The following is a 26,873-nucleotide window of genomic DNA, read 5'->3' on the forward strand; positions in this document are numbered from 1 at the left end:
ACCCGCAGCGTTCACTGCGTGCTGCACCGGAAGAGGGACTGTTACAGGAGCAAAAAACCTACGGCAGCGCTGCAATCACCGACAGCTCGACCAGAATTTCGGGTTCGCACAGCTTGGCCTCAACCGTGGCACGAGCGGGCTGCACGCCTTTTGGCAGCCATTTGTCCCATTCACTGTTCATGCCCGCAAAGTCGGCATCAATGTCTTTGAGGTAAATGGTGACTGACAAAATGTGGTTTTTGTCGGTGCCCGCGATATCCAGCAAATGCTCAATATTTTTCAGGGTTTCGCGGGTTTGCTGCTCTACGCCCGCATTCATGTCGTCACCCACTTGCCCTGAGAGGTAAACCGTCCCGTTATGGGCAACGATTTGGCTCATGCGTTCATTGGTGAGCTGGCGCTGGATTGCCATGTTTTGCAGTCTCCTGTGGGTTGCCGTAACGGGAAATATCGAGGCCTTCGGTGCTGATTTGCGGCGTTTTCTTCGCCATGACGTCCGCCAGGTAGCGGCCGGAACCACACGCCATCGTCCAACCGAGTGTGCCGTGACCGGTGTTCAGGAACAGGTTCTTGAACGGGGTCGCGCCCACAATCGGGGTGCCATCGGGGGTGGTTGGACGCAGGCCGGTCCAGAAGCTGGCCTGGCTCAAATCGCCGCCCAAAGGATAAAGGTCGTTGACGATCATCTCCAGGGTTTCGCGCCGACGCGGGTTAAGCGACAGGTCAAAACCGGCGATTTCAGCCATGCCACCGACGCGGATGCGGTTATCGAAGCGGGTGATCGCGACCTTGTAGGTCTCATCGAGAATCGTCGACGTCGGCGCCATGTTCGGGTCAGTGATCGGAATGGTCAGCGAGTACCCTTTGAGCGGGTAGACCGGCGCCTTGATGCCCAGCGGCTTGAGCAACTGTGGAGAGTAGCTGCCCAGTGCCAGCACATAGCGGTCTGCGGTTTCGAGCTTGCCGTCGATCATTACGCCGTTGATACGGTCGCCTGCGTAGTCCAGGCGCTGAATGTCCTGACCGAAGCGGAATTCGACGCCAAGGTTTTTTGCCATTTCGGCCAGGCGAGTGGTGAACATCTGGCAATCGCCGGTTTGATCGTTCGGCAGGCGCAGGGCACCCGCCAGAATGTCGGTCACATTGGCTAGCGCCGGCTCAACGCGGGCAATGCCAGCGCGGTCGAGCAGTTCGTAGGGCACGCCAGACTCTTTGAGTACGGCGATGTCTTTGGCTGCGCCATCCAATTGCGCTTGGGTGCGGAACAGTTGAGTCGTACCCAGGTTACGGGCCTCGTAGGCAATGCCGGTTTCGGCGCGCAGTTCGTCGAGGCAGTCACGGCTGTATTCAGACAGGCGCACCATGCGCTCTTTGTTCACGGCATAACGGCTCGCGGTGCAGTTGCGCAGCATCTGCGCCATCCACAGGTATTGGTCGATATTGGCGGTGGCCTTGATCGCCAAAGGCGCGTGGCGCTCCAGCAACCATTTGATGGCCTTGAGCGGCACGCCCGGTGCGGCCCACGGCGAGGCATAGCCTGGCGAGACCTGGCCTGCGTTGGCAAAACTGGTTTCCATTGCTACGGCTGGCTGACGGTCGACCACGACCACTTCAAAACCGGCTCGGGCCAGATAATAGGCGCTGGCAGTACCAATAACGCCGCCACCCAATACCATAACTCGCATATTTATATCCCTCATCGCGGCCAGCCGCAGACGTTTATTGTTCAAAGCGAAGATGGGCGCAGTATAGGAACCATTGGCTAGTGGAATTCACTGTATAAACGGCTATATTTGGCGACAATTCTCGGCCAAAACGCTTTTGACAAAGGAGATTCTCCTATGCGTACAAATCATCAAACAAAGCGTGAGCTGGACAAGATTGATCGCAACATTTTGCGCATCTTGCAGGCCGATGGCCGGATCTCGTTTACCGAGCTGGGAGAGAAGGTCGGGCTGTCTACCACGCCCTGTACCGAGCGGGTGCGCAGGCTGGAACGCGAAGGGATCATCATGGGCTACAACGCCCGGCTCAATCCGCAGCATTTGCAGGGCAGCTTGCTGGTGTTCGTCGAGATCAGCCTTGATTACAAATCTGGCGATACATTTGATGAGTTCCGACGGGCCGTGTTGAAGCTTCCCCATGTATTGGAGTGCCATTTGGTGTCGGGGGACTTTGACTATCTGGTGAAGGCGCGCATTAGCGAAATGGCGTCCTATCGCAAACTGTTGGGCGATATCTTGTTGAAATTGCCCCATGTGCGCGAGTCCAAAAGCTACATCGTGATGGAAGAAGTGAAAGAGAGCCTGAATTTGCCGATTGCGGATTAACAGCGGCCCTCACCCCCGCCCTCTCCCTGCGGGATGGGAAGCGGATGGGGGGGGAGCTGAGCTGAGCTGCTTTTGCTTTTAGTCCCCTCTCCCTCCGGGAGAGGGTCAGGGTGAGGGGCTTTGGGGGTTTCAGACCAATACCTGCCGCGTACTGGCGATGTATTCATGCACCAATTTTTCAGCGCTGGGGTGGATCAACTCCACCGGTCTGCGCCCGTTGGGGCAAGGCAAGGTTGGTGTGGTGCCGAACAGGCGGCAAATCAGCGGGCGTTCTTCGTACACCGTGCAGCCGTTGGGGCCCAAATGCACGCAGTTCAGCTCGTCCATGGCCGCTTCCTGCTCGGCGGCGGTCTTGCGCGGCAAGCGCGCCATTTCTTCAGACGAGGTGGTCACCGGTCCGCAGCAGTCATGGCAACCCGGTACGCACTCAAACGATGGTATTTGCTGGCGCAGAAAGCGGATTTTATGGCTGTTGCAGCTCATCCAGGGCGTACCGATTTTTTAAAAGGCCGCAGAGTCTGCCTGAAAACCCCTGCCCTAGACAGCGCCGTCCAGCTGTTCTTGCCCCATGTGAATGGCACGGCTTATGCTCCGTCAAATTTTCCAAACACAAATAATCAGGATCACGCACATGAACGCCCCTGTTCAGCGCAGCCAGCACACCGCCTCTTATTACGCCGCCAGCAGCTTGCCGCAGCCCGATCATCCGGTGCTGCAAGGCGAACATGTGGCCGATGTGTGCGTAGTGGGCGGGGGCTTTACCGGGTTGAACACGGCGCTGGAACTGGCCGAGCGCGGTATGAGCGTGATCTTGCTTGAAGCGCACAAGATCGGCTGGGGTGCCAGTGGGCGTAACGGCGGGCAACTGATACGTGGCGTGGGGCATGGCCTTGAGCAGTTTGAAGGCATCATCGGCAAGGACGGTGTGCGTCAGATGAAGCTGATGGGGCTGCAAGCCGTGGAAATCGTGCGCCAGCGTGTTGAACGCTTCAATATCGCCTGTGACCTGACCTGGGGATATTGCGATTTGGCCAACAAGCCTCGCGACCTTGAAGGCTTTGCCGAAGAAGCAGACGAATTGCGCAGTTTGGGTTATCGCCATGAGACGCGATTATTGCAGGCCAACGAAGTGCGCAGTGTGGTGGGGTCTGATCGTTATGTGGGCGGGTTTGTCGACATGGGCTCGGGGCACCTTCACCCGCTCAATCTGGCGTTGGGGGAAGCGGGTGCAGCGGCACAGTTGGGCGTCAAGCTGTTCGAACACAGCGCAGTGACGCGCATTGATTACGGCCCGCAAGTGCGCGTGCACACCGCTCAAGGTTCTGTGCGCGCCAACAGCGTGGTGCTGGGCTGTAACGCCTACCTTAAAGACCTCAACCCTCAATTGAGTGGCAAAGTGCTGCCGGCTGGCAGTTACATCATCGCCACCGAACCGTTGAGCGAAGCGCAGGCCCACGCCCTGTTGCCGCAAAACATGGCGGTGTGCGATCAGCGCGTGGCCTTGGACTACTACCGCCTTTCGGCCGATCGGCGCTTGTTGTTCGGTGGTGCTTGCCATTATTCAGGACGTGACCCACAGGACATTGCGGCTTACATGCGGCCGAAAATGCTCGAAGTATTCCCTCATCTAAAAGACGTGAAAATCGACTATCAATGGGGCGGCATGATCGGTATTGGTGCCAACCGCTTACCGCAGATTGGCCGTTTGCCCGATCAGCCGAACGTGTACTTCGCTCAGGCTTATTCCGGGCATGGGGTGAATGCCACGCATTTGGCGGGCAAGCTATTGGCCGAGGCCATCAGTGGCCAGCACAGCGACGGCTTCGACCTGTTTGCCAACGTCCCGCACATCACCTTCCCTGGCGGCAAGTACCTGCGCTCGCCCCTGCTGGCGCTCGGCATGCTGTGGCATCGGCTCAAAGAGCTGCGCTAAATAGGGTGTAGTCGCGGCCGTAGGCAGCGACTACACGACGTGTGTTCAAGAGCGCCAGAACGGTTTGCAGCCTTCACGCAGGGCCATCGCCCGGCTCAACCCCACGTCGCGCAATTGTTGCTCGTCCAGTGCGAGCAGTGCGCGACGCGTACGAGAGCGGTGCCACATCAGGCTCCAGCCACTCAGGCCCGCCGGGGCTTTAATCACCTGAAACACGTGCTGCTCATCCTGCAATTGCGGGGCGTGCAGCGTCAGGCGTACATCGCTTAAACCATTCATGACCAGGCTCCTTGTTGACTCGTTGGCTCAGAGCAAAATGATGGCCTTGTCGTGAAAACCATGACAGATTCAGCAAACTGTTTTTACGTGCATACAGATGATGCTTTTCGGGGGCTGAATCCCCGTTTTGCGCCCCATCTGTCATGGTTTTTGTTCGCTACCTTGCCCAGAGTGCTGCCATGACCCTTTACGTCAACCTCGCTGACTTACTTGGCACGCGTATCGAGCAGGGTTTTTATCGCCCCGGTGACCGTCTGCCTTCCGTGCGTGCCTTAAGTGCCGAGCACGGGGTGAGTTTGAGCACCGTTCAGCAGGCGTATCGGCTGCTGGAAGACAACGGATTGGCTTCGCCGCGGCCCAAGTCTGGCTACTTTGTGCCTATGGAACGTGAGCTTCCCGCCTTGCCGGGGATGGGCAAGCCGGCTCAACGCCCGGTGGAAATTTCGCAGTGGGAACAAGTGCTGGAGTTGGTGCGGTCGGTGCCGCACAAAGATGTGATCCAGCTGGGGCGCGGTATGCCGGACGTCACCACGCCCACCCTCAAGCCGCTGTTGCGCAGCCTGGCGCAAATCAGTCGTCGTCAGGACCTGCCCGGCCTGTATTACGACAATATTCACGGCGTGCTTGCCCTGCGCGAGCAACTGGCGCGGTTGCTGCTCGACTCGGGTTGCCAGTTAGGCCCTGACGAGCTGGTGATTACCACCGGCTGCCACGAGGCGCTGTCTTGCAGCATCCGCGCCGTGTGTGAGCCGGGCGACATTGTGGCGGTCGATTCGCCGAGTTTTCATGGCGCCATGCAAACCCTCAAGGGGTTAGGCATGAAGGCGCTGGAAATTCCTACAGACCCGCTCACCGGCATCAGCCTTGAGGCGCTCGAACTGGCGCTTGAGCAGTGGCCGATCAAGGCAATCCAGCTCACCCCCAGTTGCAACAATCCGTTGGGCTACATCATGCCCGAGGCGCGTAAGCAGGCTTTGGTCGCATTAGCGCAGCGCTTTGATGTGGCCATCATTGAAGACGATGTGTATGGCGAGCTGGCCTACACCTACCCTCGCCCGCGCACGATCAAGTCGTTCGACGACGATGGCCGGGTGTTGCTGTGCAGCTCGTTTTCCAAGACCCTGGCGCCGGGTTTGCGCATTGGCTGGGTCGCACCGGGGCGTTATTTGGAGCGGGTGCTGCACATGAAATACATCTGCACCGGTTCCACCGCGCCGCAGCCACAACTGGCCATTGCCGACTTTTTGAAGAATGGGCATTTCGAGCCACATTTGCGGAAAATGCGCACCCAATATCAGCGTAATCGCGATTTGATGCTGGGTTGGGTAAGTCGCTACTTTCCAGCCGGCACGCGGGCCAGTCGGCCCCAAGGCAGTTTCATGCTGTGGCTTGAGTTGCCAGAGGGTTTTGACAGTTTGCGACTCAATCGCGCGCTGTTAGAGCAAGGCGTGCAGATCGCGGTGGGCAGTATCTTTTCGGCGTCGGGCAAGTACCGTAATTGCTTGCGCATGAACTACGCGGCCAAGCCTGCGTACCAGATCGAGGACGCCGTGCGCAAGGTCGGGCTGGCGGCCACTAAGCTGTTGGCCGGCGCCCTTTAACTTCTTTGCAACGTTTGGTCCGAGGCGCTCCCCGTTGAAATCACTGTGTGTATTAATCATGAGTGTTGTGCTGGGAGGCTGCGCCAGCATGGACGTCCCTCGCGAACCGAGCCAGGCCATGCCAGCTGCGAATTCGTCCTTTGGTCGCTCGATCCAGGCGCAGGCAGCGCCGTATCAGGGGCGCTCGGGGTTTCGTCTGTTACCCAACAGCGGCGAGGCGTTTCGCGCGCGGGCCGAGCTGATTCGCAACGCGCAAACCAGCCTCGACTTGCAGTACTACATTGTCCACGACGGCTTGAGCACGCGCATGCTGGTGGACGAGCTGCTCAAAGCGGCTGATCGCGGGGTGCGCGTGCGGCTGTTGCTCGATGATACCGCCAGTGACGGGCTGGACGAATTACTGGCCACCTTGGCCGCGCACCCCAATGTGCAGATCCGTCTGTTCAACCCTTTGCAGTTAGGTCGAGGTACTGGCGTAACGCGGGCAATGGGGCGGCTGTTCAATTTGTCGCGTCAACACCGGCGCATGCATAACAAGCTTTGGTTGGCGGATAACAGCGTCGCAATTGTCGGTGGGCGTAATTTGGGCGATGAGTATTTCGATGCTCAGCCCGACCTGAACTTTACGGATATCGACTTATTGAGCGTTGGCCCGGTGGCTGAGCAATTGGGGCACAGTTTCGACCAGTATTGGAACAGCGCATTGAGCCAGCCGATTGGCGATTTTGTCTCGTCGCGGTTGTCCAGGCGCGAACTGTCCAAGGCGCGCAAAGAGCTGGAGGCGTCTTTGCAAAAGGCGCAGCGACGCAACCCCGGCTTGTATCAGGAGTTGGCTGCGTATGAGACCCGCCCGCAAATGGAGGTATGGCGCAACGAGCTGATCTGGGCCTGGAATCAGGCGTTGTGGGACGCTCCGAGCAAGGTGCTGGCCAAGGATGAGCCAGATCCGCATTTGCTGCTGACCACTCAACTGGCCCCGGACCTTGCCGGTGTGAGCAAAGAGTTGATTTTGGTGTCGGCCTACTTTGTGCCGGGTGAAACCGGGTTGGTTTACCTGACCGGCAGAGCCGACGCCGGGGTTGATGTGCGTTTATTGACCAACTCGCTGGAAGCCACGGACGTGCCCGTGGTGCACGGTGGCTATGCGCCGTACCGTAAGGCGTTGCTTGAGCATGGGGTCAAGCTGTTTGAGCTGCGTCGCCAACCGGGCAGCACCGGCGGCAGTGGCCCGCACTTGTTCAAGACCAGCCTGAGTTCGGATTCGAGCCTGCACAGCAAGGCGATGATTTTTGATCAGCGAAAATCCTTTATCGGATCATTCAATTTCGACCCGCGCTCGGGCTTGTGGAACACCGAAGTCGGGGTGCTGGTGGACAGTCCCGCACTGGCTGCGCAGGCCCGAGAGCTTGCGCTGCAAGGCATGTCCCCGGCATTGAGTTATCAACCGGTGCTGCGCGAAGGCTCGATTGTGTGGCAAACCGAAGACAACGGGCAATTGCACACCTTGACCCATGAGCCGGGCAGTGGGTGGCGCCGGCTCAATGCGTGGTTCAGCACGCGCGTGGGTTTGGAAAAAATGCTCTAGCGACGGGGTCAGGCGGGTGATTGTTCGGCGCCAAACGCGCCTTGGCGCAGCACCAATATCACCAAGCCCAATGCGCCGACGGCCATGAACAACGGCAGCGCATGCCCACTGATCCACTGGCTGCCCGCCCCTGCCGCCAGCGGCCCGATCAGACAGCCAATGCCCCACAACTGGGCCACGTGCGCGTTGGCACGAACCAGCGCGTCGTCGCGGTAGCGTTCACCGATCAGGATCAGCGACAGCGTGAACAAGCCTCCCGCACTGGCGCCGAAAATCACCCACAGCGGCCATATCAGCAAGGTATTGAGCAGCAACGGCACCGCAAGGCTCGATAGCATCAACAGCACCGCGCAGCCGGTGAACAGTGTACGGCGTGAGAGTTTGTCGGCGAGTGCACCAATGGGCAGTTGCAGCAAGGCATCGCCCACAACCACGGTGCTGACCATCGCCAGCGCGATATCGGCCGTAAACCCCTGGCGCAGACAGTAGATGGGTAGCAGGGTCAGAATCATCGCTTCAAACGCGGCGAACAGCGCGACGGCCCAGGCGATAGCGGGTAACCCGCGGCAGAAAACCAGCAGATCCTTGAAGGTGACGCTGCATGACTCGGTTGTGGGTGCGCCATCACGCCCCATCAGCAGCAAGGGCGCAAGCGTAAGCAAACCTACGCCGATCCAGAAACCGTAGTCGTTTTGCGAACCCACCAGACCCAAAAGTAGCGGCCCGGACAGCTGGCTCAGGGCGTACGCACAGCCATACAACGCCACCAAACGGCCTCGCCATTGCTCGACCACCAGTTGATTGATCCAGCTCTCGCCGAGAATAAAAATCACCGTAAGCACTACGCCGATCAGCAATCTGAGCACCAGCCAGACCGGATAGCTGGGCAGCAACCCCAACAAACCGATGGACAGCGCGCCACACCACAGGCAGAGACGCATCAGGCCCGGCGTGCCAAAGCGTGCTGCCAGTTTGCTGGCGATGCTGGCACCGACCAATACGCCAATGGCGGGCATGGCGGCCATCACACCGATGGCAAAGCCGCCGTAGCCCCAGCTTTCAAGCCGCAACGACACCAGCGGCATGCTGACGCCCAGCGCCAACCCGACGCTCAGGACTGAGGCGAGTACGGCGAAATAAGTCGCCCAACGCATGGGTGTGCTCCTGTGGATAACGTGAACTCAAGGGTGCGAAACAGCTGTGGGAGCGAGCTGGCTAACGATTTACATACCTTTCGGTACGTTCATCGCCAGCCAGCTCGCTCCCACAGGCGTTTTACTGGGCGCAGCCGTTGCTCAAAGCGGGCAACGGCCACGGTGCTTGCGTGTTACAGCTTGATCCAGGTGGATTTCAGCTCGGTGTATTTGTCGAACGCGTGCAGCGATTTGTCACGACCATTGCCCGATTGCTTGAAACCGCCAAACGGTGCCGTCATGTCGCCGCCATCGTATTGGTTAACCCACACGCTACCAGCGCGCAGGGCTTTGGCGGTCAGGTGAGCCTTGGAGATGTCGGCAGTCCAGACCGCTGCCGCCAGGCCGTATGGCGTGTCGTTGGCGATCTGTACAGCTTCCTCAGCCGTGTCGAAGGTAATCACCGACAGCACGGGGCCAAAGATTTCTTCCTGGGCGATTTTCATCGCGTTGCTCACACCGTCAAAAATGGTCGGTTCGACGTAAGTGCCGCCTGTTTCTTTCAGGATTTGGTTACCGCCCGCCACCAGCTTGGCGCCCTCGGAGTGGCCCGACTTGATGTACGACAGCACGGTGTTCATTTGCTGCGTGTCGACCAGCGCACCCACGTTAGTGGCGGGGTCCAGCGGGTTGCCCGGTTTCCAGCCTTTCAGGGCTTCGATCACCCGTGCCAGGAAAGTGTCCTTGATCGAACGCTCGACCAGCAGGCGCGAACCGGCGGTGCAAACCTCGCCCTGGTTGAAGGCGATAGCGCTGGCGGCTGACTCGGCGGCGGCTTGTAGGTCCGGGGCATCGGAGAACACGATGTTCGGGCTTTTACCGCCCGCTTCGAGCCACACGCGTTTCATGTTGGATTCGCCGGAGTACACCATCAACTGCTTGGCAATTTTGGTCGAGCCGGTGAACACCAGTGTGTCGACGTCCATGTGCAGCGCCAGTGCTTTACCCACCGTGTGGCCATAGCCCGGAAGGACGTTGAGCACGCCAGCCGGAATACCGGCTTCGACGGCCAGTGCGGCGATGCGGATTGCAGTCAAAGGCGATTTTTCGGACGGTTTGAGGATCACCGAGTTACCGGTGGACAGCGCCGGACCAAGCTTCCAGCAGGCCATCATCAGAGGGAAGTTCCACGGCACGATAGCCGCAACAACACCCACGGGTTCGCGAGTCACCAAGCCCAGTTGATTGTGCGGGGTCGCGGCCACTTCGTCGTAAATCTTGTCGATGGCTTCGCCGCTCCAGCTCAGCGCATTGGCGGCGCCCGGGACGTCGATGCCCAGTGAGTCAGAAATCGGTTTGCCCATGTCCAGGGTTTCAAGCAGCGCCAGCTCTTCAGCGTTTTGCTTGAGCAGACCTGCAAAGCGGATCATGGTGGCCTTGCGTTTGGCGGGTGCCAGGCGCGACCAAACGCCGGAATCGAATGTTTTGCGCGCATTTTCGACGGCGCGTTGCGCATCTGCGCTATCGCAGCTGGCAACCTTGCCCAGCAAACGGCCATCGACCGGGCTGAGGCACTCGAATGTTTCATTGGAGACCGCGGCGGTGTATTCACCGTTGATGTAAGCGCGACCTTCGATTTTCAGCTGTTGGGCACGTTGTTCCCAGTCAGCACGCGTCAGGGTGGTCATTCGAGTGTCCTCCTCTTATTAATAAAAAAGCACCACGGCTTTCACGTGGCACGTCAGGAATGCTGTCCGATCCACCAATGTGATCGGCACAAGACATGCGCCACCCTAAACCAGTGGCTGTGGGACTTTCAATATATTTGACACAGGTGCCGTAAACGGCATGGCTTGTTCGTTTTAATAAACATAGACTTTGGTCTTTCTGATCACACATGCCGCAATTTCGGGGGGACAAACACCATGAGCATCGAAAACATCGTCGATTTCAGCACGACCAACACAGAGGCCGAACGTTTTCGTCCGGCACCTGAAAAGGTGCTCAAAGGAGATCCCGAACACGTTATCCACAACCATTACGACAGCCCTTGTGGGCAAATGAATGCCGGGGTGTGGGAAGGAGCTGTGGGGCAGTGGACAGTCAATTACACCGAACATGAATATTGCGAAATCTTGCAGGGCGTTTCTGTTCTGCGTGACAAGGAAGGTAACGCTAAGACACTGAGAGCGGGTGATCGCTTTGTCATCCCAGCTGGATTCAAAGGGACGTGGGAAGTGCTGGAGCCATGTCGGAAAATTTACGTAGTGTTTGAACCAAAAGCCTGAACTCATTGATTTAGAGCTATTTAAAGCCCCGGTATCGATTGATTACGGGGCTTTTTTTGTGTTCGTCATTTACGTGTATCGGTACAAATTTAGACATACGTCGGCAACACCGTCAGCGTTGATCTGGGCCAGTCTTTGAGGTGCGCAGGGTGTGAATGGAACGTACGGCCCGAGCGTGAACCCAAATCTCTGAAGTGTTTAAACAAGGAAGCTTTATATGTTCAATTTCAACGCAGTTACTCGTTTAGTTTTGGCGACCAGTCTTGTTCTGGGCGCTTGCTCCATGCCTGCAATGGCTGCCCAGGCAGGCCAGTGCAAAGCGTTCACCGTTAACTTTTTAGTTGCCCCTGAGGTCACGCCAGCGCTGCTGGAAATGCTGCGCAAGGAGTCCGGCGCAACATTGGCACGGGTCGAGAAGCCGGGTGACATATTCACCCAGGAGGTGAACCCGAACCGCCTGCGCGTGATCGTAGATAAAAACAATATCTTGGTGCGATACCTGTGCGGCTGAGGATAACGCTGCGCATTGATCGGTAAGCCCAATGCTGAGCGGGAAGTTCCATATGGATATGGAGTACACGCAGGGTTACAGCTCCAGGGCATAGCTTTACTGGCGCGACACCCGGATGTTCAAGCATCGGATCGGTGCGGGTCTGGATGACTCAACGATCTTTAAAGCCAACGATGGCTGGTAAGCCCACACATTTAGCCCAAGCGGATTGGCTCAACAGCATAATCTTGCGCAGCCTCAGGGGGCGTGCGATGAAGCGGTTGTACGAAAAGGGCTTCCCGTATCTGAGTGAAAGCAGCTCGGGTGAGGACGGCATCTTGATGATAAAAGTGGTTCAGGTTGGGCAGGGGTATCTGTTCCCCTGAATCATCGGCACCTGTTACCGAGCTTCAAAGCCTTGGCAGATAGATACAAAAAAGGCCCGTATCGTGAGATACGGGCCTTTTTCGTAAAGAAGAAAAACCAATTACTTGATTTTGGCTTCTTTGTAGATCACGTGCTTGCGAACCCGCGGATCGAATTTTTTGATTTCGATTTTGTCCGGAGTGGTGCGCTTGTTCTTATCAGTGGTGTAGAAATGGCCTGTACCAGCGCTCGACACCAAACGGATCAATTCACGCATGATTAGCTCCTTTAGATCTTGCCAGCACGGCGGATTTCGGCCAGCACGACAGTAATGCCACGCTTGTCGATGATACGCATGCCTTTGGCAGATACGCGCAGACGCACGAAACGTTTCTCTTCTTCAACCCAGAAGCGGTGATGCTGCAGGTTCGGCAGGAAACGACGACGGGTTTTGTTATTTGCGTGGGAAATGTTATTCCCAGTCACCGGACCCTTACCGGTAACTTGACAGACTCTCGACATGCCTCAGCCCTCTAAAACCACATGCCCAACCCGGCATGGGTTGGCCGCTTAATCTCTCAGTCATTTGGCGCTAGGCGCCGCGTTTCTTTAAGGGTCTTACCGGTTACGCCTACAAACGAAGGAACCGGGCCCTTAGAAAAGAGCGCTGCTTTATACCAGAAAGACTAAAGAGCAACAACATGCAGTGTGATTTGCATCGATAAATAAAGGCGGCATTCTAACGGCAATCCGCCCTGATGCCTATGCCAGACTGGGTCTTGCCGCTCGTCGCAAGATGAAAGGTTTCAGGGGGCGGATACCCGTGCAATTGGCTCAGAGGCCTCGCCGGTGGATGCCAGGGTCATCCTTGAGCGAGCAGAAAAGGAGGGTTGCGCGGCCCTGAAAGGGTGTTTTCGAAGTGATTAAAGGGAACGGGCTACGCTTAAAAGTAGTCATTTGGTCACCAGAACACTAGGGTAGGCCCTTTTCCAGACTGCATACGCAGATGGGCCAACGACTTGCAAAGGAAACCGACTATGCGCCTCGCTGCCGCCCCGTTATTGCTCACTTTTTGTTTGGCGCCGTTGGCGCACGCTGCCACATTGAGCGTGTGCACCGAGGCAAGCCCTGAAGGGTTTGATGTGGTGCAGTACAACTCGCTCAGCACCACTAATGCGTCGGCAGACGTGCTGATGAACCGCTTGGTGGACTTTGACGCCCAGGCCGGGAAGTTAGTGCCCAGCCTGGCGCAAAGCTGGTCAGTGTCCCCTGACGGCCTTGAGTACACCTTCAAGTTGCGCCCTGGGGTTAAATTTCACACCACCGCGTATTTCACCCCGACGCGTGAGTTGAGCGCCGAGGATGTGCGTTTCAGCTTTGAGCGCATGCTCGACCCGGCCAATGCGTGGCACAAAATTGCGCAAAGTGGCTTCCCGCATGCGCAGTCCTTGCAGTTGCCCCAACTGATCAAAAAAATCGAAACCCCGGACGCGCAAACTGTTCGCTTTACGCTTGCGCACCCGGACTCCACGTTTCTGCCTGCGCTGAGCATGGGCTTTGCCTCGATTTATTCAGCGGAGTACGCCGACAAGTTGCTCAAGGCCGGCACGCCCGAGTTGATGAACAGTCAGCCGATTGGTACGGGGCCGTTTGTGTTCACGCGTTTCCAAAAAGATGCCGTGGTGCGTTATAAGGCCAACCCGGACTACTTTGCGGGCAAGCCTGCAGTGGACGGGCTGATTTACGCGATTACCCCGGATGCCAACGTGAGGCTGCAAAAGCTGCGGCGTAATGAGTGCCAGATTGCACTGTCGCCCAAGCCACTGGATGTGGACGCGGCGACGAAAGACCCGGCCTTGAAAGTTGCTCAAACCCCCGCGTTTATGACCGCTTTTGTGGCCATAAACAGCCAGCACCCGCCGTTGGACAAGCCTGAGGTGCGTCAGGCCATTAACTTGGCGTTTGATCGCGACACTTACCTCAAGGCGGTCTTTGAAAACAGCGCGCAAGCGGCCAACGGTATTTACCCGGCGACCACGTGGGGGTATGCCAAACAGTTGCCGGGCTATACCCATGATCCGCAAAAGGCCCGCGATTTGCTGGCTAAAGCAGGTCTTAAGGACGGTTTCAGTACCACCATTTGGACCCGACCCACGGGCAGTGTGCTGAACCCTAACCCGAGCCTGGGCGCACAGTTGTTGCAGGCGGACTTGGCCAAGGTCGGGATCAAGGCAGATATTCGCGTGATCGAATGGGGCGAATTGATTCGCCGGGCCAAAGCGGGCGAACACGATTTGCTGTTTATGGGCTGGGCGGGTGACAACGGTGACCCGGATAACTTTTTGACGCCGCAGTTCTCGTGTGCAGCGGTGAAATCCGGGACCAATTTTGCGCGCTATTGCGACAAGACGCTGGACAGCCTGATCAGCGAGGGCAAAACCCTGAGCGACCAGGACAAGCGCAGTGCGCTGTATCAGAAGGCTCAGGGACTGATTCAGCAGCAAGCGGTGTGGTTGCCGCTGGCGCATCCAACGGCCTACGCACTTACCCGTAAAGACGTACAGGGTTATCAGGTGAGTCCGTTTGGTCGCCAGGACTTTTCGACAGTGAGTGTTAAGCCTTAAGCCTCACATCCAGCCGTGCTCGACCATTGAGAGCGGCTCGCCGTCACCGACAATGAAATGGTCGAGCACCCGCACCTCGATCAGATCCAGCGCCTCTGTGAGGCGTTGGGTCAGGGTGCGGTCGGCCTCGCTGGGGTCTGTGATACCCGAGGGGTGGTTGTGACAAAAAATCACCGCTGCTGCGTTGTGCACCAGGGCGCGCTTGACCACTTGGCGGGGGTACACGCTGGCGCTGTCGATAGAGCCTCGAAACAGCACCTCAAAGGCCAGCATGCGATGTTTTGAGTCCATAAACAGGCAGCCAAAGACTTCGTGGGGTTCGTGGCGCAGCAGTGCTTTGAGGTAGTCGCGCACCGCTTGCGGGCTCTCAAGTGCTGAGTCGCGACGCAGCCGTTCTGCCAGGTGTCGGCGACCCATTTCCAGCACTGCCTGCAACTGGCTGAACTTGGCGGGCCCCAGTCCAAGTTGGCGACTGAACGACCCCAGGTCGGCTTCAAGCAATGCGCGCAGGCTGCCGAACTCAGCCAGCAAATGGCGGGCTAAATCCACGGCACTTTTGCCCGAAACACCGGTGCGCAGGAAGATTGCCAGCAGTTCTGCGTCTGAAAGACTGGATGATCCCAGCGCTAAAAGTTTCTCCCGCGGACGCTCCGCTGCGGGCCAGTCTTTAATGCTCATAACCACTCCATGTTCTGTGAGCGCCGCTGTTCCATAGCAGGCGCTGTGTTATCTTAGCCCATCATTTTTGCGTGGCATTTGGCCATTTTCCGCGCAGTCCTCATCGAACTAAAAGGCAGGCCTATGCAGCGGCTGTATCGAAAACGCATCGTTTTGGGCGTCGGCGGCGGCATTGCTGCCTACAAGAGTGCAGAGCTGGTTCGCCGCTTACTGGATCAAGGCGCTGAAGTGCGGGTGGTGATGACCCAAGGCGGCAGCGAGTTCATCACCCCTTTGACCATGCAAGCGTTGTCCGGGCATCCGGTTCATCTGGACCTGCTCGACCCTGCGGCTGAAGCCGCGATGGGGCATATCGAGCTGGCCAAATGGGCTGATCTGGTGCTGATCGCGCCTGCAACGGCCGACTTGATCGCCCGCCTGGCTCAAGGCATTGCCAATGACCTGCTGACCACCGTGGTGCTCGCCACAGACGCTACCGTGGCCATCGCACCGGCGATGAACCAGGCCATGTGGCGTGATCAGGCTACCCAAGCCAACACACAGTTGCTCCAGAGCCGTGGGGTGAAGGTCTTCGGGCCAGCCTCTGGCAGCCAGGCCTGTGGCGACGTGGGTTTTGGTCGCATGCTTGAAGCTGGCGATCTGGTCAGTTGTGCGGCTGAGTGCTTCCAGCGTCAGATTCTGACCGGCAAGCATGTGCTGATTACGGCGGGGCCGACGCAGGAAAACATCGACCCGGTGCGTTACATAACCAACCACAGCTCGGGGAAAATGGGCTTTGCTCTGGCCGAAGCTGCCGTAGAAGCGGGTGCTCGCGTCACGTTGATTACTGGCCCGGTACATTTGCCTACGCCGGACCGCGTCACCCGTATTGATGTCGTCAGTGCGCGCGACATGCTGGCAGCGTGTGAAGCCGCGATCCCGTGCGACGTGTTTATCGCGTCCGCAGCCGTCGCGGATTACCGCCCGGAAGTAGTAGCCCCGCAAAAACTCAAGAAAGACCCTACGAGTGGTGACGGCCTGTTGCTGCAAATGGTGCGCAATCCAGACATTCTGGCCACCATTGCTTCACGTCCTGATCGCCCTTTTAGTGTCGGCTTCGCTGCCGAAACCGAGCACTTGCTTGATTACGCGGCACGCAAGCTGAAAGACAAAAACCTCGACCTGATTGTGGCCAACGATGTGGCTAACCCCAGCATTGGTTTCAACAGCGAGGAAAATGCGTGCAGCGTGATTGATCGCCAGCTACACGCCACCGTATTTGCTCAGACCAGCAAGGGCAAAATTGCCCGTCAGTTGGTTACTTTTATCGCCGAACGTCTGAACCAGGTTTAACTCGTATGCACGCTTTGCAAGCCAAAATCCTTGATCCACGCATTGGAAACGAATTCCCGCTGCCGCAATACGCCACGCCCGGCTCGGCCGGTCTGGACCTGCGCGCCATGCTTGAACAAGACACCGTTCTGGAGCCGGGCCAAACCCTGTTGATCCCCACCGGTCTGTCTGTCTACATCGGCGACCCTGGCCTGGCGGCGCTGATTTTGCCGCGCTCGGGCCTGGGCCATAAGCACGGTATTGTGCTGGGCAACCTGGTGGGCCTGATCGACTCGGACTATCAAGGTGAGTTGATGGTGTCGTGCTGGAACCGTGGCCAGACGGCTTTCAATATCGCAGTGGGCGAGCGTATTGCTCAGTTGGTGCTCGTGCCGGTGGTGCAAGCGCACTTTGAATTGGTTGAGGAATTTGACGAAAGTCAGCGCGGCGCAGGTGGTTTTGGCCATTCCGGCAGCCTCTAACTATGCTGCATCAGGTCGGGCGCCCTGCCCGACCTGAACTGATCGCGTGGTAATTCAGGATGAAGCTCGCGCCCTTGTTGTCTCCGTTTTCATTGCCTGCACCCATGGCGGCCCTCTGCCATGCGGCCCGTGATGCCAATTGGCCTCTCGAACTCTCGCGACAAAACACCGTCCAAACCTTCAGTTTGTGTTCGACCCCGTGTATCGCAGGGGCGTTTTTACGCCGTGTAGCGCGGTCGACTTTTGTATGGCTGAGCATTTCAGCGCATGCCCCAAATTCCCTGAAAGTGGAGTACCTCTTGTAATGACTAGCCCATCTGCGGTCGCACCTGCATTTCCTGACAGCATTTTTCGCGCATACGACATCAGAGGCGTAGTGCCGAAGACGCTGACCGCAGAAACCGCCTACTGGATCGGGCGTGCCATCGGCGCTGAGAGCCTGGCCAAGAATGAGCGGAATGTGTCGGTGGGCCGTGACGGGCGGCTTTCCGGGCCTGAGCTGGTGGCGCAATTGATTCAAGGCGTGGCCGACAGTGGTTGCCATGTCAGCGACGTGGGGCTGGTGCCAACGCCGGCGCTGTATTACGCGGCCAATGTGTTGGCCGGCAAGTCCGGGGTGATGCTTACGGGCAGCCATAACCCTTCGGATTACAACGGTTTCAAGATCGTGATTGCAGGCGATACGCTGGCCAATGAGCAAATTCAGGCCCTGCACACACGTCTTAAAACCCATGATCTGACGTGGGGCCAAGGCAGCATTGCCCAGGTCGAGATTCTTGAGCCGTATGCTAAGCACATTACGGGCGATATCCAGTTGGCCAAGCGTTTGAAGGTGGTGGTCGATTGTGGCAACGGCGCTGCGGGTGTGATCGCGCCACAACTGATCGAAGCGCTGAACTGCGAAGTGATCCCGTTGTTTTGCGAGGTGGATGGCAACTTTCCCAACCATCACCCGGACCCTGGCAAGCCGGAAAACCTGGTGGACTTGATCGCCAAGGTCAAGGAAGTGAACGCCGACTTGGGCCTGGCGTTTGACGGCGATGGCGACCGTGTCGGTGTCGTGACCAACACGGGCACTATGGTGTTCCCGGACCGCTTGCTCATGCTGTTTGCGCAGGACGTTTTGGTGCGCAACCCGGCGGCTGAAATCATCTTCGACGTGAAATGCACGCGTCGCTTGATCCCGCTCATCAAGGAATATGGCGGCCACCCACTGATGTGGAAGACCGGTCATTCGTTAATCAAAAAGAAAATGAAAGAAACCGGCGCGTTGCTGGCCGGTGAAATGAGCGGGCACATCTTTTTCAAAGAGCGCTGGTTCGGTTTTGATGACGGTATTTACAGCGCGGCACGCCTGCTGGAGATCCTCAGCAAGCGTGAAGAGCGCGCCGAAGAGCTGTTTGCCGCATTCCCCAACGATATTTCGACCCCTGAGATCAATATCGATGTGACGGATGAGAGCAAATTCAGCATTATTAGCGCCCTGCACGACGCCCAATGGGGTGAAGCCGCCGAGCTGACCACCATTGATGGTGTGCGGGTCGACTACCCACACGGCTGGGGCCTGGTTCGCGCATCCAATACCACGCCGGTGCTGGTGCTGCGATTTGAGGCCGATACCGAGGCCGAACTGCAACGCATCAAGGATGTTTTCCACGCTCAACTCAAGCGTGTGGCACCTGATCTCCCTCTACCGTTTTGATCGACTTGTTCTACCGGAGCCCTGAATGACCCTCGAACGTGATGCCGCCTCCAACGTCGCCAAGGTATTGTCCGAAGCGCTGCCCTACATTCGCCGTTACGTCGGCAAGACGCTGGTGATCAAGTACGGCGGCAACGCAATGGAGAACGACGACCTGAAAACCGGGTTTGCCCGTGACATCGTGCTGATGAAGGCGGTGGGCATCAACCCGGTCGTCGTACACGGTGGCGGGCCGCAAATCGGTGATTTGCTCAAGCGTTTGTCCATCGAGAGTCATTTCATTGATGGCATGCGCGTAACTGACGCGCAAACCATGGACGTGGTGGAAATGGTGCTGGGCGGTCAGGTCAACAAAGACATCGTGAACCTGATCAACCGTCACGGCGGTAGTGCGATTGGCCTGACCGGTAAAGATGCCGAGCTGATCCGTGCGAAAAAGCTTACGGTAACGCGTCAGACGCCGGAAATGACTTCGCCGGAAATTATCGACATTGGTCATGTGGGTGAAGTGGTGGGCATTAACACCGACCTGCTGCACATGCTGACCAACGGCGATTTCATCCCCGTCATTGCGCCGATTGGCGTGGGGGCCAATGGTGAGTCTTACAACATCAATGCGGATTTGGTTGCCGGTAAAGTGGCTGAAGCGCTCAAGGCCGAGAAGCTGATGTTGCTGACCAACATTGCAGGTTTGATGGACAAGCAGGGCAACGTGTTGACAGGGCTGACCACCACCCAAGTGGATGAGCTGATTGCCGATGGCACTATCTATGGCGGCATGCTGCCTAAGATTCGCTGCGCATTGGAAGCGGTGCAAGGCGGCGTCACCACGGCGCATATCGTGGATGGTCGCGTGCCGAATGCGGTATTGCTGGAGATTTTCACCGACACAGGTGTGGGCACGCTGATTACTAACAGCAAGCCGGTTTAAACCGTATTAAAAAGGCCCCGTGCGCAGATTCCGCACGGGGCCTTTTTTGTGGGCGGCGGGTTAGATCCCGTACTGCGCCCGATACGCTTCAACGGCAGGAAGGTGTTGCTTGAGCTGGTCGTCGTCGGCCAGAAATTGCAGAACCTGGGTCAACGAAACGATGCTGACAACAGGAATGCCGAAGTCGCGCTCGACTTCCTGAATGGCTGAAAGCTCGCCATTGCCACGTTCCTGGCGGTTAAGTGCGATTAGCACGCCCGCTGCTTTGGCGTTTTGCGAGGCAATGATTTGCATGACTTCGCGGATAGCGGTGCCAGCAGTAATCACGTCGTCGATGATCAAAATGTCGCCTTCGAGCGGGGAGCCTACGAGGCTGCCACCTTCGCCGTGGGCTTTCGCTTCTTTGCGGTTGAAGCACCACGGCACGTCACGTTCGTGATGTTCGGCCAGGGCTACAGCGGTTGTTGCGGCCAAAGGAATACCTTTGTAAGCCGGGCCAAACAGCACGTCGAAAGGAATACCGCTGTCTGCGATGGCGGCAGCATAAAAGCGCCCCAGTTGAGCCAGCGCAGAGCCGGTGTTGAACAGGCCGGCATTGAAGAAGTAAGGACTGGTGCGCCCGGACTTCAAGGTGAACTCGCCGAAGCGCAAAACGCCGCGATCGATGGCAAAACGGATGAAATCGCGCTGATACGCTTGCATGAAAAAAGCCCCTGATACCGCGGATTTAGCTAAATAGTAAGACGGCGTGTATCATACACGCACGTGATTTTTGGGGCCATTTATGCGGATCATCAGTGTGAACGTTAATGGCATTCAGACGGCAGTCGAGCGCGGTTTGCTCAGTTGGCTGCAAGCTCAGAATGCCGACGTTATTTGCCTGCAGGACACCCGCGCCTCCGCCTTTGAATTGGACGATCCGGCCTACCAGCTGGATGGCTACTTTCTTTATGCCTGCGAAGCTGAAGTCCCTGCCCAAGGCGGTGTGGCTTTGTATTCGCGGTTGCAACCGAAAGCGGTCATTACTGGGCTCGGCTTCGAAACCGCCGATCGCTACGGGCGCTACCTGCAAGCCGATTTCGATAAGGTCAGCATCGCGACCTTGCTGCTCCCTTCGGGGCAGAACGGCGATGAAGACTTGAATCAAAAATTCAAGTTGATGGACGACTTCGCACGCTACCTGGACAAGCAGCGTCGCAAGCGTCGTGAGTACATCTACTGCGGTTCGCTGTATGTGGCGCAGCAGAAGCTCGATATTAAAAACTGGCGTGACAGCCAGCAGTCTCCTGGTTTCCTGGCGCCTGAGCGGGCCTGGATGGATGAGATTGTCGGCAACATGGGCTATGTCGATGCCCTGCGTGAAGTCAGCCGTGAAGGTGATCAGTACAGCTGGTGGCCGGATAACGAACAGGCTGAAATGCTCAACCTTGGCTGGCGTTTTGACTACCAGTTGCTCACACCCGGCTTGCGCCGTTTTGTGCGCAGTGCGCGTATGCCGCGCCAGCCACGCTTCTCGCAGCATGCGCCATTGATCGTGGACTACGACTGGACACTGACGATCTAAGTGTCTTGTTCGCCTTAAAAAAATGCCCGTATCCAAGGATACGGGCATTTTTTTTGCTGCAAGCGACAGGCTGCTTACTTGATCGGGCGCCAGGTGAAGGGGTAACGGTAAGTCACCCCGTCATTGGCCTTGACGCCGGCAATCACCACCAGCACCACCGCACCGATAAATAACAGTCCGATCAGGGCAAAACCGATCAGGACGAACATCAGTACGTAGCAAATAGCCGAAGCTATCGCCACGGTGATCTGGAAGTTCATGGCTTCCTTGCCTTGGTCGTCAATGAACGGGTCGCTTTCGCGCTTCATTTGCCACAGGATCAGCGGGCCGATCAGGCTGCCAAACGGAAACCACATTCCCAGGAACGCCGAGAAGTGGCAGAACATGGCCCATTGCCGAGCTTCGCGGCTCGGGCCTGGCTCGGGTTTTGAAAGGTCCAGCTCACTCATGGTGTTCTCCAGGTGGTCAGCGAAAGCGCAGGTAATCAGTCAGCCAGCGCAGTTTGTTGCAGTGCAAAAATGTCGGTCATGCCTTTTTGAGCCAGTGCCAGCATGGCGTTCAGCTCGTCCGGCTGGAACGGCGCGCCTTCGGCGGTGCCTTGAACTTCAATGAAACCACCGGTGCTGGTCATCACCACATTGAGGTCGGTTTCGGCTGCTGAATCTTCAGGGTAGTCGAGGTCAAGCACAGGTACGCCCTGATACATGCCCACCGACACGGCTGCGATCATCTGCTTGATCGGGTCGCCGTTTTTGAGGCCACCACGTTTTTTGATCACTTTCAGGGCGTCGACCAAGGCAACCATTGCGCCCGTAATCGATGCAGTGCGAGTGCCGCCATCGGCCTGAATCACATCGCAGTCAACATAAAGGGTGATGTCACCCAGTTTGGACATGTCCAGTGCGGCGCGCAGGGAGCGGCCGATCAGGCGCTGGATTTCAAGGGTGCGGCCGCCTTGCTTGCCACGGCTGGCTTCACGCTGGTTACGGTCACCTGTGGCGCGCGGCAGCATGCCGTATTCGGCGGTCAGCCAGCCTTGGCCCTGGCCTTTAAGGAAACGTGGCACGCCGTTCTCGACGCTGACGGTGCAGATGACTTTAGTGTCACCGAACTCGACCAGTACAGAACCCTCTGCGTGTTTGGTGTAGTTGCGGGTGATGCGGATCGGGCGTAGCTGATCGGCAACGCGACCACTTGGACGTTTCATGTGGGATACCTGTACGGGACGGAAAACTGTCGAGCATTATAAAGGCCATAGACCGTCAGGGGCACACCTAAAACTGCGTTGTGTTTTGTAGGAGCAAGCTGATAACGAAGCCTGTCGCCGCTGCCGCGGGGGCTTAACATTGCGCGTGATTACGACAGACGTCATTTGGGACGTTCGCTGCACTGCGCTACAATCCGCCGCCTTAGTAGCCGTTTGGCTTAACTCATCAGATCGCGAGGTACCTCCATGGTGCATAGCATGACCGCCTTTGCCCGCGTTGAAAGCGCTGGCACTCAAGGCACCCTTAGCTGGGAGCTGCGTTCGGTCAACAGCCGCTACCTGGAGCCGCACCTGCGTTTGCCCGAGTCATTTCGCGACCTTGAGGGTGCGGTGCGTGAAGCGCTGCGCCAGGGTATTTCGCGGGGCAAGCTGGAATGCACGTTGCGCTTTACCGAAGAAACCACCGGCAAGCCGCTGCAAGTCGATCGCGAGCGCGCTGCGCAACTGGTGGCAGCCGCCGAATCGATTGCCAGCCTGATCAAGCAGCCTGCCGCACTCAACCCGCTGGAAGTGCTGGCCTGGCCTGGCGTCCTGGTGGCGGATGCGAGCGACCCACAAGCCCTCAATACGCAGGCGCTGGCCTTGTTCAAGCAAGGTCTGCAAGAGTTGAAAGACGGCCGCGAGCGCGAAGGTGCAGAGCTGGCTCGCTTGATCAGTGAGCGTCTGACCTCCATCGAAAGTGATGTCGATACTTTGCGTGAGCTGGTGCCGCAAATGCTTGCGACTCAGCGTCAAAAGGTGCTCGACCGCTTCAACGACATGAAGGCTGAGCTAGACCCGCAGCGTCTTGAGCAAGAGATGGTGATGCTGGCGCAGAAAAGCGATGTGGCCGAAGAGCTCGACCGGCTGAGCACCCATATCCTTGAAGTGCGACGTGTGCTCAAGTCTGGTGGGGCGGCGGGGCGTCGCCTCGATTTCCTGATGCAAGAGCTCAACCGCGAAGCCAACACCTTGGGCTCCAAAGCTTTCGATCCACGCAGCACTCAAGCGGCGGTCAACCTCAAAGTGTTGATCGAGCAGATGCGCGAACAAGTACAGAATATTGAGTAAGGCTCCCCCTGACATGACCCACAGCACTGGCACCCTTTACATCGTTTCTGCCCCTTCGGGCGCAGGCAAGACCAGCCTGGTCAATGCGCTTACCGATCTTGACAAGCAAATTCGCGTTTCGGTTTCGCACACCACCCGGGCCATGCGCCCCGGTGAAGTGAACGGCGTGAACTATCACTTCGTCGAGCGCGAAGAGTTCGTGAAAATGATCGAGCACGGTGATTTTCTGGAGCGCGCCGAGGTGTTCGGCAACCTCTATGGCACCTCGCAAAGCCACTTGCTGCAGACCCTGGATGAAGGCCATGACCTGATTCTGGAAATCGACTGGCAAGGTGCTGAGCAGGTTCGCAAGTTGATGCCTCAGGCGCGTTCGATCTTTATCCTGCCGCCTAGCCAGCAAGCATTGCGTGAGCGTCTGGATAACCGCGGGCAGGACAGCGACGAAATCATTGATGGCCGTATGCGCGAAGCTGTGAGTGAAATGAGCCACTACGTCGAGTATGACTACCTGATCATCAATGATGATTTTGCGGTTGCGCTTGAGGATTTGAAGGCGATTTTTCGCGCCAATCGCTTGCAGCACAATCGTCAGCAGCAGCGTTATGGCAAGTTACTGGCCGAATTACTTGGCTAAAAGCTTCTTCCCAAAACCCCTGCAAGGGCTTTACATTGGCGCTTACAGAGGCTTTTGGGGCAGGGCTTGAAAAATCAGCGCTTCCCTAATGGCTGGTGATTTTTTAAACTGTTCAGTCCGCTCGCCCATCCGGGCAGCGCGCATATTGCATTTGCTACGAGGAAGACCATGGCCCGCGTAACCGTTGAAGACTGTCTAGAACACGTGGATAACCGCTTTGAGCTGGTCATGCTGTCTACCAAGCGTGCCCGTCAACTGGCCACCGGTGGTAAAGAGCCTCTGGTTCAGTGGGAAAACGACAAGCCTACCGTTGTTGCCCTGCGTGAAATCGCTGAAGGCCTGATGAGCTACGAGTTTATCGCCAACGCTGAAATCGTCGAAGACGAACCGCTGTTCGCAGCGTTCGAGGACGAGTCCAACGAGGCGAACTAAGCCTATGCCCGGTCGACGTAGCACGGCGAAGGGTTCACAGTTTTGGCAGGAGGCTCCCTCTTGCCGAGCATAGACGCCCTCGCCGATCGCTTGTCGGCGTACCTCGGCCCGGACCAGGTTAATCTGGTCCGCCGAGCGTACTACTACGCAGAACAAGCCCACGACGGCCAACGCCGACGTAGCGGCGAACCTTATGTCACGCATCCGCTGGCAGTCGCAAATATCCTTGCCGATATGCATATGGACCATCAAAGCCTGATGGCAGCCATGCTGCATGACGTGATCGAAGACACCGGTATTGCCAAGGAAGCGCTGGTTGCGCAGTTTGGCGAAACCGTGGCAGAACTGGTTGATGGTGTCAGCAAGCTGACCCAGATGAACTTCGAAACCAAAGCCGAAGCGCAAGCCGAAAACTTCCAGAAGATGGCCATGGCCATGGCGCGGGACATCCGCGTGATTTTGGTCAAGTTGGCTGACCGCCTGCACAACATGCGCACCCTCGAAGTGCTCTCCGGCGAAAAGCGCCGGCGGATTGCCAAGGAAACCCTGGAAATCTACGCGCCCATCGCCAATCGGCTGGGCATGCACAGCATTCGCATCGAATTCGAAGACCTCGGTTTCAAGGCGATGTACCCGATGCGCTCAGCGCGCATCTACCAGGCCGTCAAACGCGCCCGGGGCAATCGCAAAGAAATCGTCAACAAAATTGAAGAGTCGCTGAGCCACTGTCTAGCCATTGATGGCATTCAGGGCGAAGTCAGCGGGCGTCAAAAGCATATCTACGGCATCTACAAAAAGATGCGCGGCAAGCGCCGGGCTTTCAACGAGATCATGGACGTTTATGCGTTCCGCATCATCGTCGACAAGGTGGATACCTGCTACCGCGTGTTAGGCGCTGTACATAATTTGTACAAACCGCTGCCGGGCCGCTTCAAAGACTACATCGCGATTCCCAAAGCCAACGGCTATCAGTCGTTGCATACCACGCTGTTTGGCATGCATGGCGTACCGATCGAAATTCAGATCCGTACCCGTGAAATGGAAGAAATGGCCAACAACGGGATCGCGGCGCACTGGCTCTACAAATCCAGTGGCGATGAGCAGCACACCGGTACGCATGCCCGGGCGCGGCAATGGGTCAAGGGCGTGCTGGAAATGCAGCAACGCGCAGGTAACTCCCTCGAATTTATCGAAAGTGTGAAGATCGACCTGTTCCCGGACGAGGTCTATGTCTTCACGCCCAAGGGCCGGATCATGGAGCTGCCCAAAGGCTCCACGGCGGTCGACTTTGCTTACGCCGTACATACCGACGTCGGTAACAGTTGTATCGCCTGTCGGATCAATCGCCGTCTCGCACCGTTGTCCGAGCCGCTGCAAAGTGGCTCCACGGTCGAGATCGTCAGTGCTCCGGGTGCACGCCCTAACCCGGCCTGGCTCAACTTTGTGGTCACCGGTAAAGCCCGCACGCATATCCGTCACGCGCTCAAGTTGCAGCGTCGTTCCGAGTCCGTGAACCTGGGCGAGCGCCTGCTGAACAAAGTGCTCAACGGCTTCAACAGCTCGCTGGACAAAATTGCGCCCGAACGCGTTCAGGCCATGCTCAGCGAGTACCGCCTGGAGCACATTGAAGATCTGCTGGAAGACATCGGCCTGGGTAACCGCATGGCCTATGTGGTCGCCCGCCGCTTGATGGGTGAAGGTGAGCAATTGCCAAGCCCCGAAGGTCCGTTGGCCATTCGCGGTACCGAGGGCCTGGTGCTCAGTTATGCCAAATGCTGCACGCCTATTCCGGGCGATCCGATTGTGGGTCACCTGTCGGCGGGCAAAGGGATGGTTGTGCATTTGGACAACTGCCGCAATATCAGTGAAATCCGCCACAACCCCGAAAAATGCATCCAGCTTTCGTGGGCCAAAGACGTTACCGGCGAATTTAACGTCGAGTTGCGCGTCGAGCTGGAACACCAGCGTGGCTTGATTGCGCTGCTGGCCAGCAGCGTGAACGCCGCCGACGGCAACATCGAGAAGATCAGCATGGACGAACGCGATGGTCGTATCAGCGTGGTCCAACTGGTGGTCAGCGTGCACGATCGTGTGCATCTGGCCCGCGTGATCAAAAAACTGCGTGCCCTTACCGGGGTTATCCGCATCACTCGGATGCGTGCATAGGCCGTTACAAATGGCCATTACAAGGAG

General features: G+C 57.5%; 27 protein-coding genes and 1 pseudogene. 16 read left to right on the top strand and 12 right to left on the bottom strand.

The window, feature by feature from the left end:
* Positions 1–58 precede the first annotated feature (58 nt).
* Entirely contained in the window at positions 59–412 is a 354-nt protein-coding gene (locus TU86_RS08405; protein ID WP_048363843.1) for a RidA family protein, read from the bottom strand.
* Positions 384–1,685 (bottom strand): D-amino acid dehydrogenase, encoded by a 1,302-nt coding sequence (dadA, locus tag TU86_RS08410; protein ID WP_048363844.1) that lies wholly within the window; start codon positions 1,683–1,685, stop codon positions 384–386. Before dadA ends, TU86_RS08405 begins: the two co-directional genes overlap by 29 nt.
* Before the next feature lie 156 nt (positions 1,686–1,841).
* On the opposite strand from dadA, the gene TU86_RS08415 reads away from it, so the two are divergent.
* A complete protein-coding gene (locus tag TU86_RS08415; RefSeq protein WP_019828215.1) occupies positions 1,842–2,330 on the top strand; it encodes an Lrp/AsnC ligand binding domain-containing protein in 489 nt (162 codons plus the stop codon).
* A 129-nt stretch (positions 2,331–2,459) separates the two neighbouring features.
* On the opposite strand, the gene TU86_RS08420 is transcribed toward TU86_RS08415, so the two are convergent.
* Complete coding sequence (locus tag TU86_RS08420; protein WP_048363845.1) at positions 2,460–2,813, bottom strand: YkgJ family cysteine cluster protein; 354 nt, start codon at positions 2,811–2,813, stop codon at positions 2,460–2,462.
* 148 nt (positions 2,814–2,961) lie between these two features.
* Between TU86_RS08420 and TU86_RS08425 the strand changes: the two genes are divergently transcribed.
* Entirely contained in the window at positions 2,962–4,263 is a 1,302-nt protein-coding gene (locus TU86_RS08425) for an NAD(P)/FAD-dependent oxidoreductase (protein ID WP_048363846.1), read from the top strand.
* Positions 4,264–4,308: 45 nt separating this feature from the next.
* On the opposite strand, the gene TU86_RS08430 is transcribed toward TU86_RS08425, so the two are convergent.
* Positions 4,309–4,542, bottom strand: coding sequence for a DUF1127 domain-containing protein (locus tag TU86_RS08430; protein WP_048363847.1), 234 nt, complete (start codon positions 4,540–4,542; stop codon positions 4,309–4,311).
* A 179-nt stretch (positions 4,543–4,721) separates the two neighbouring features.
* Here TU86_RS08430 and TU86_RS08435 point away from each other — a divergent pair, with 179 nt between their 5' ends.
* Both TU86_RS08435 and TU86_RS08440 read left to right on the top strand, forming a co-directional pair.
* Positions 4,722–6,143, top strand: coding sequence for an aminotransferase-like domain-containing protein (locus tag TU86_RS08435; RefSeq protein WP_048363848.1), 1,422 nt, complete (start codon positions 4,722–4,724; stop codon positions 6,141–6,143).
* Between the two features lie 58 nt (positions 6,144–6,201).
* Entirely contained in the window at positions 6,202–7,728 is a 1,527-nt protein-coding gene (locus tag TU86_RS08440) for a phospholipase D family protein (protein WP_048363849.1), read from the top strand.
* Positions 7,729–7,736: 8 nt separating this feature from the next.
* Here TU86_RS08440 and TU86_RS08445 read toward each other — a convergent pair whose 3' ends face one another.
* Positions 7,737–8,882: an MFS transporter gene (locus TU86_RS08445; protein WP_048363850.1), complete on the bottom strand. Its 1,146-nt coding sequence runs from the start codon at positions 8,880–8,882 to the stop codon at positions 7,737–7,739.
* Positions 8,883–9,055: 173 nt separating this feature from the next.
* Entirely contained in the window at positions 9,056–10,549 is a 1,494-nt protein-coding gene (locus tag TU86_RS08450) for an aldehyde dehydrogenase (RefSeq protein ID WP_048363851.1), read from the bottom strand.
* Between the two features lie 237 nt (positions 10,550–10,786).
* Here TU86_RS08450 and TU86_RS08455 point away from each other — a divergent pair, with 237 nt between their 5' ends.
* A complete protein-coding gene (locus TU86_RS08455) occupies positions 10,787–11,149 on the top strand; it encodes a cupin domain-containing protein (protein ID WP_048363852.1) in 363 nt (120 codons plus the stop codon).
* A gap of 217 nt (positions 11,150–11,366) precedes the next feature.
* Positions 11,367–11,660, top strand: coding sequence for an I78 family peptidase inhibitor (locus TU86_RS08460; RefSeq protein WP_053075996.1), 294 nt, complete (start codon positions 11,367–11,369; stop codon positions 11,658–11,660).
* Between the two features lie 466 nt (positions 11,661–12,126).
* Here the strand turns inward: TU86_RS08460 and rpmG are convergent, their stop codons facing one another.
* Both rpmG and rpmB read right to left on the bottom strand, forming a co-directional pair.
* Positions 12,127–12,282 carry a 50S ribosomal protein L33 gene (gene rpmG, locus TU86_RS08470; protein ID WP_003437824.1) on the bottom strand — a complete coding sequence of 52 codons (156 nt, stop codon included), beginning with the start codon at positions 12,280–12,282 and terminating at the stop codon, positions 12,127–12,129.
* An 11-nt stretch (positions 12,283–12,293) separates the two neighbouring features.
* Positions 12,294–12,527 (bottom strand): 50S ribosomal protein L28, encoded by a 234-nt coding sequence (gene rpmB / locus TU86_RS08475; RefSeq protein ID WP_019410280.1) that lies wholly within the window; start codon positions 12,525–12,527, stop codon positions 12,294–12,296.
* A 515-nt stretch (positions 12,528–13,042) separates the two neighbouring features.
* On the opposite strand from rpmB, the gene TU86_RS08480 reads away from it, so the two are divergent.
* A complete protein-coding gene (locus tag TU86_RS08480; protein WP_048363854.1) occupies positions 13,043–14,629 on the top strand; it encodes an ABC transporter substrate-binding protein in 1,587 nt (528 codons plus the stop codon).
* 3 nt (positions 14,630–14,632) lie between these two features.
* On the opposite strand, the gene radC is transcribed toward TU86_RS08480, so the two are convergent.
* Entirely contained in the window at positions 14,633–15,307 is a 675-nt protein-coding gene (gene radC, locus TU86_RS08485; RefSeq protein ID WP_048363855.1) for a RadC family protein, read from the bottom strand.
* A gap of 123 nt (positions 15,308–15,430) precedes the next feature.
* Between radC and coaBC the strand changes: the two genes are divergently transcribed.
* The 4 genes and pseudogenes from coaBC (at position 15,431) to argB (ending at position 19,733) form a co-directional block, all read left to right on the top strand.
* Positions 15,431–16,639 carry a bifunctional phosphopantothenoylcysteine decarboxylase/phosphopantothenate--cysteine ligase CoaBC gene (gene coaBC, locus TU86_RS08490; protein ID WP_048363856.1) on the top strand — a complete coding sequence of 403 codons (1,209 nt, stop codon included), beginning with the start codon at positions 15,431–15,433 and terminating at the stop codon, positions 16,637–16,639.
* Positions 16,640–16,644: 5 nt separating this feature from the next.
* Positions 16,645–17,100, top strand: coding sequence for a dUTP diphosphatase (gene dut, locus TU86_RS08495; RefSeq protein ID WP_048363857.1), 456 nt, complete (start codon positions 16,645–16,647; stop codon positions 17,098–17,100).
* 316 nt (positions 17,101–17,416) lie between these two features.
* Positions 17,417–18,802 (top strand): annotated as a pseudogene (locus tag TU86_RS08500) (phosphomannomutase/phosphoglucomutase); the annotation flags it as partial.
* A gap of 25 nt (positions 18,803–18,827) precedes the next feature.
* Positions 18,828–19,733: an acetylglutamate kinase gene (argB, locus tag TU86_RS08505; RefSeq protein WP_048363859.1), complete on the top strand. Its 906-nt coding sequence runs from the start codon at positions 18,828–18,830 to the stop codon at positions 19,731–19,733.
* Between the two features lie 60 nt (positions 19,734–19,793).
* On the opposite strand, the gene pyrE is transcribed toward argB, so the two are convergent.
* A complete protein-coding gene (gene pyrE / locus TU86_RS08510) occupies positions 19,794–20,435 on the bottom strand; it encodes an orotate phosphoribosyltransferase (RefSeq protein ID WP_048363860.1) in 642 nt (213 codons plus the stop codon).
* An 82-nt stretch (positions 20,436–20,517) separates the two neighbouring features.
* Here pyrE and TU86_RS08515 point away from each other — a divergent pair, with 82 nt between their 5' ends.
* The gene (locus TU86_RS08515) at positions 20,518–21,297 is read left to right on the top strand and encodes an exodeoxyribonuclease III (protein WP_047278759.1); all 780 of its coding nucleotides are present in this window, start codon (positions 20,518–20,520) and stop codon (positions 21,295–21,297) included.
* Positions 21,298–21,371: 74 nt separating this feature from the next.
* Here TU86_RS08515 and TU86_RS08520 read toward each other — a convergent pair whose 3' ends face one another.
* Both TU86_RS08520 and rph read right to left on the bottom strand, forming a co-directional pair.
* Positions 21,372–21,746, bottom strand: a complete 375-nt coding sequence (locus TU86_RS08520; protein ID WP_048363861.1) for a DUF4870 domain-containing protein — start codon at positions 21,744–21,746, stop codon at positions 21,372–21,374.
* 35 nt (positions 21,747–21,781) lie between these two features.
* Positions 21,782–22,504, bottom strand: a complete 723-nt coding sequence (gene rph, locus TU86_RS08525; protein WP_048363862.1) for a ribonuclease PH — start codon at positions 22,502–22,504, stop codon at positions 21,782–21,784.
* Positions 22,505–22,750: 246 nt separating this feature from the next.
* On the opposite strand from rph, the gene TU86_RS08530 reads away from it, so the two are divergent.
* The 4 genes from TU86_RS08530 to spoT all read left to right on the top strand — a co-directional run bounded on the left by TU86_RS08530 (position 22,751) and on the right by spoT (position 26,846).
* The gene (locus TU86_RS08530; RefSeq protein WP_048363863.1) at positions 22,751–23,614 is read left to right on the top strand and encodes a YicC/YloC family endoribonuclease; all 864 of its coding nucleotides are present in this window, start codon (positions 22,751–22,753) and stop codon (positions 23,612–23,614) included.
* A gap of 13 nt (positions 23,615–23,627) precedes the next feature.
* On the top strand, positions 23,628–24,248 hold the full coding sequence (gene gmk, locus TU86_RS08535) for a guanylate kinase (RefSeq protein WP_048363864.1): 621 nt from the start codon (positions 23,628–23,630) through the stop codon (positions 24,246–24,248).
* A 168-nt stretch (positions 24,249–24,416) separates the two neighbouring features.
* On the top strand, positions 24,417–24,680 hold the full coding sequence (rpoZ, locus tag TU86_RS08540; protein WP_016782707.1) for a DNA-directed RNA polymerase subunit omega: 264 nt from the start codon (positions 24,417–24,419) through the stop codon (positions 24,678–24,680).
* A gap of 60 nt (positions 24,681–24,740) precedes the next feature.
* Positions 24,741–26,846 carry a bifunctional GTP diphosphokinase/guanosine-3',5'-bis pyrophosphate 3'-pyrophosphohydrolase gene (gene spoT / locus TU86_RS08545; protein ID WP_048363865.1) on the top strand — a complete coding sequence of 702 codons (2,106 nt, stop codon included), beginning with the start codon at positions 24,741–24,743 and terminating at the stop codon, positions 26,844–26,846.
* Positions 26,847–26,873 lie beyond the last annotated feature (27 nt).

This window comes from Pseudomonas weihenstephanensis (assembly GCF_001043055.1).
In the GTDB taxonomy this organism is placed as follows: Bacteria; Pseudomonadota; Gammaproteobacteria; order Pseudomonadales; family Pseudomonadaceae; genus Aquipseudomonas; species Aquipseudomonas weihenstephanensis.

Bases quoted from the DNA above. Each gene is read 5' to 3' on its own strand.
- TU86_RS08415 (WP_019828215.1), top strand. From the start codon at position 1,842: ATGCGTACAAATCATCAAACAAAGCGTGAGCTGGACAAGATTGATCGC.
- dadA (WP_048363844.1), bottom strand. From the start codon at position 1,685: ATGCGAGTTATGGTATTGGGTGGCGGCGTTATTGGTACTGCCAGCGCC.
- TU86_RS08420 (WP_048363845.1), bottom strand. From the start codon at position 2,813: ATGAGCTGCAACAGCCATAAAATCCGCTTTCTGCGCCAGCAAATACCA.
- radC (WP_048363855.1), bottom strand. From the start codon at position 15,307: ATGAGCATTAAAGACTGGCCCGCAGCGGAGCGTCCGCGGGAGAAACTT.
- TU86_RS08435 (WP_048363848.1), top strand. From the start codon at position 4,722: ATGACCCTTTACGTCAACCTCGCTGACTTACTTGGCACGCGTATCGAG.
- coaBC (WP_048363856.1), top strand. From the start codon at position 15,431: ATGCAGCGGCTGTATCGAAAACGCATCGTTTTGGGCGTCGGCGGCGGC.
- TU86_RS08530 (WP_048363863.1), top strand. From the start codon at position 22,751: ATGGTGCATAGCATGACCGCCTTTGCCCGCGTTGAAAGCGCTGGCACT.
- TU86_RS08450 (WP_048363851.1), bottom strand. From the start codon at position 10,549: ATGACCACCCTGACGCGTGCTGACTGGGAACAACGTGCCCAACAGCTG.
- rpmB (WP_019410280.1), bottom strand. From the start codon at position 12,527: ATGTCGAGAGTCTGTCAAGTTACCGGTAAGGGTCCGGTGACTGGGAAT.
- rph (WP_048363862.1), bottom strand. From the start codon at position 22,504: ATGAAACGTCCAAGTGGTCGCGTTGCCGATCAGCTACGCCCGATCCGC.
- TU86_RS08440 (WP_048363849.1), top strand. From the start codon at position 6,202: ATGAGTGTTGTGCTGGGAGGCTGCGCCAGCATGGACGTCCCTCGCGAA.
- TU86_RS08430 (WP_048363847.1), bottom strand. From the start codon at position 4,542: ATGAATGGTTTAAGCGATGTACGCCTGACGCTGCACGCCCCGCAATTG.
- dut (WP_048363857.1), top strand. From the start codon at position 16,645: ATGCACGCTTTGCAAGCCAAAATCCTTGATCCACGCATTGGAAACGAA.
- argB (WP_048363859.1), top strand. From the start codon at position 18,828: ATGACCCTCGAACGTGATGCCGCCTCCAACGTCGCCAAGGTATTGTCC.
- TU86_RS08460 (WP_053075996.1), top strand. From the start codon at position 11,367: ATGTTCAATTTCAACGCAGTTACTCGTTTAGTTTTGGCGACCAGTCTT.
- TU86_RS08425 (WP_048363846.1), top strand. From the start codon at position 2,962: ATGAACGCCCCTGTTCAGCGCAGCCAGCACACCGCCTCTTATTACGCC.
- rpmG (WP_003437824.1), bottom strand. From the start codon at position 12,282: ATGCGTGAATTGATCCGTTTGGTGTCGAGCGCTGGTACAGGCCATTTC.
- TU86_RS08515 (WP_047278759.1), top strand. From the start codon at position 20,518: ATGCGGATCATCAGTGTGAACGTTAATGGCATTCAGACGGCAGTCGAG.
- rpoZ (WP_016782707.1), top strand. From the start codon at position 24,417: ATGGCCCGCGTAACCGTTGAAGACTGTCTAGAACACGTGGATAACCGC.
- TU86_RS08520 (WP_048363861.1), bottom strand. From the start codon at position 21,746: ATGAGTGAGCTGGACCTTTCAAAACCCGAGCCAGGCCCGAGCCGCGAA.
- TU86_RS08480 (WP_048363854.1), top strand. From the start codon at position 13,043: ATGCGCCTCGCTGCCGCCCCGTTATTGCTCACTTTTTGTTTGGCGCCG.
- gmk (WP_048363864.1), top strand. From the start codon at position 23,628: ATGACCCACAGCACTGGCACCCTTTACATCGTTTCTGCCCCTTCGGGC.
- TU86_RS08455 (WP_048363852.1), top strand. From the start codon at position 10,787: ATGAGCATCGAAAACATCGTCGATTTCAGCACGACCAACACAGAGGCC.
- pyrE (WP_048363860.1), bottom strand. From the start codon at position 20,435: ATGCAAGCGTATCAGCGCGATTTCATCCGTTTTGCCATCGATCGCGGC.
- TU86_RS08405 (WP_048363843.1), bottom strand. From the start codon at position 412: ATGGCAATCCAGCGCCAGCTCACCAATGAACGCATGAGCCAAATCGTT.
- TU86_RS08445 (WP_048363850.1), bottom strand. From the start codon at position 8,882: ATGCGTTGGGCGACTTATTTCGCCGTACTCGCCTCAGTCCTGAGCGTC.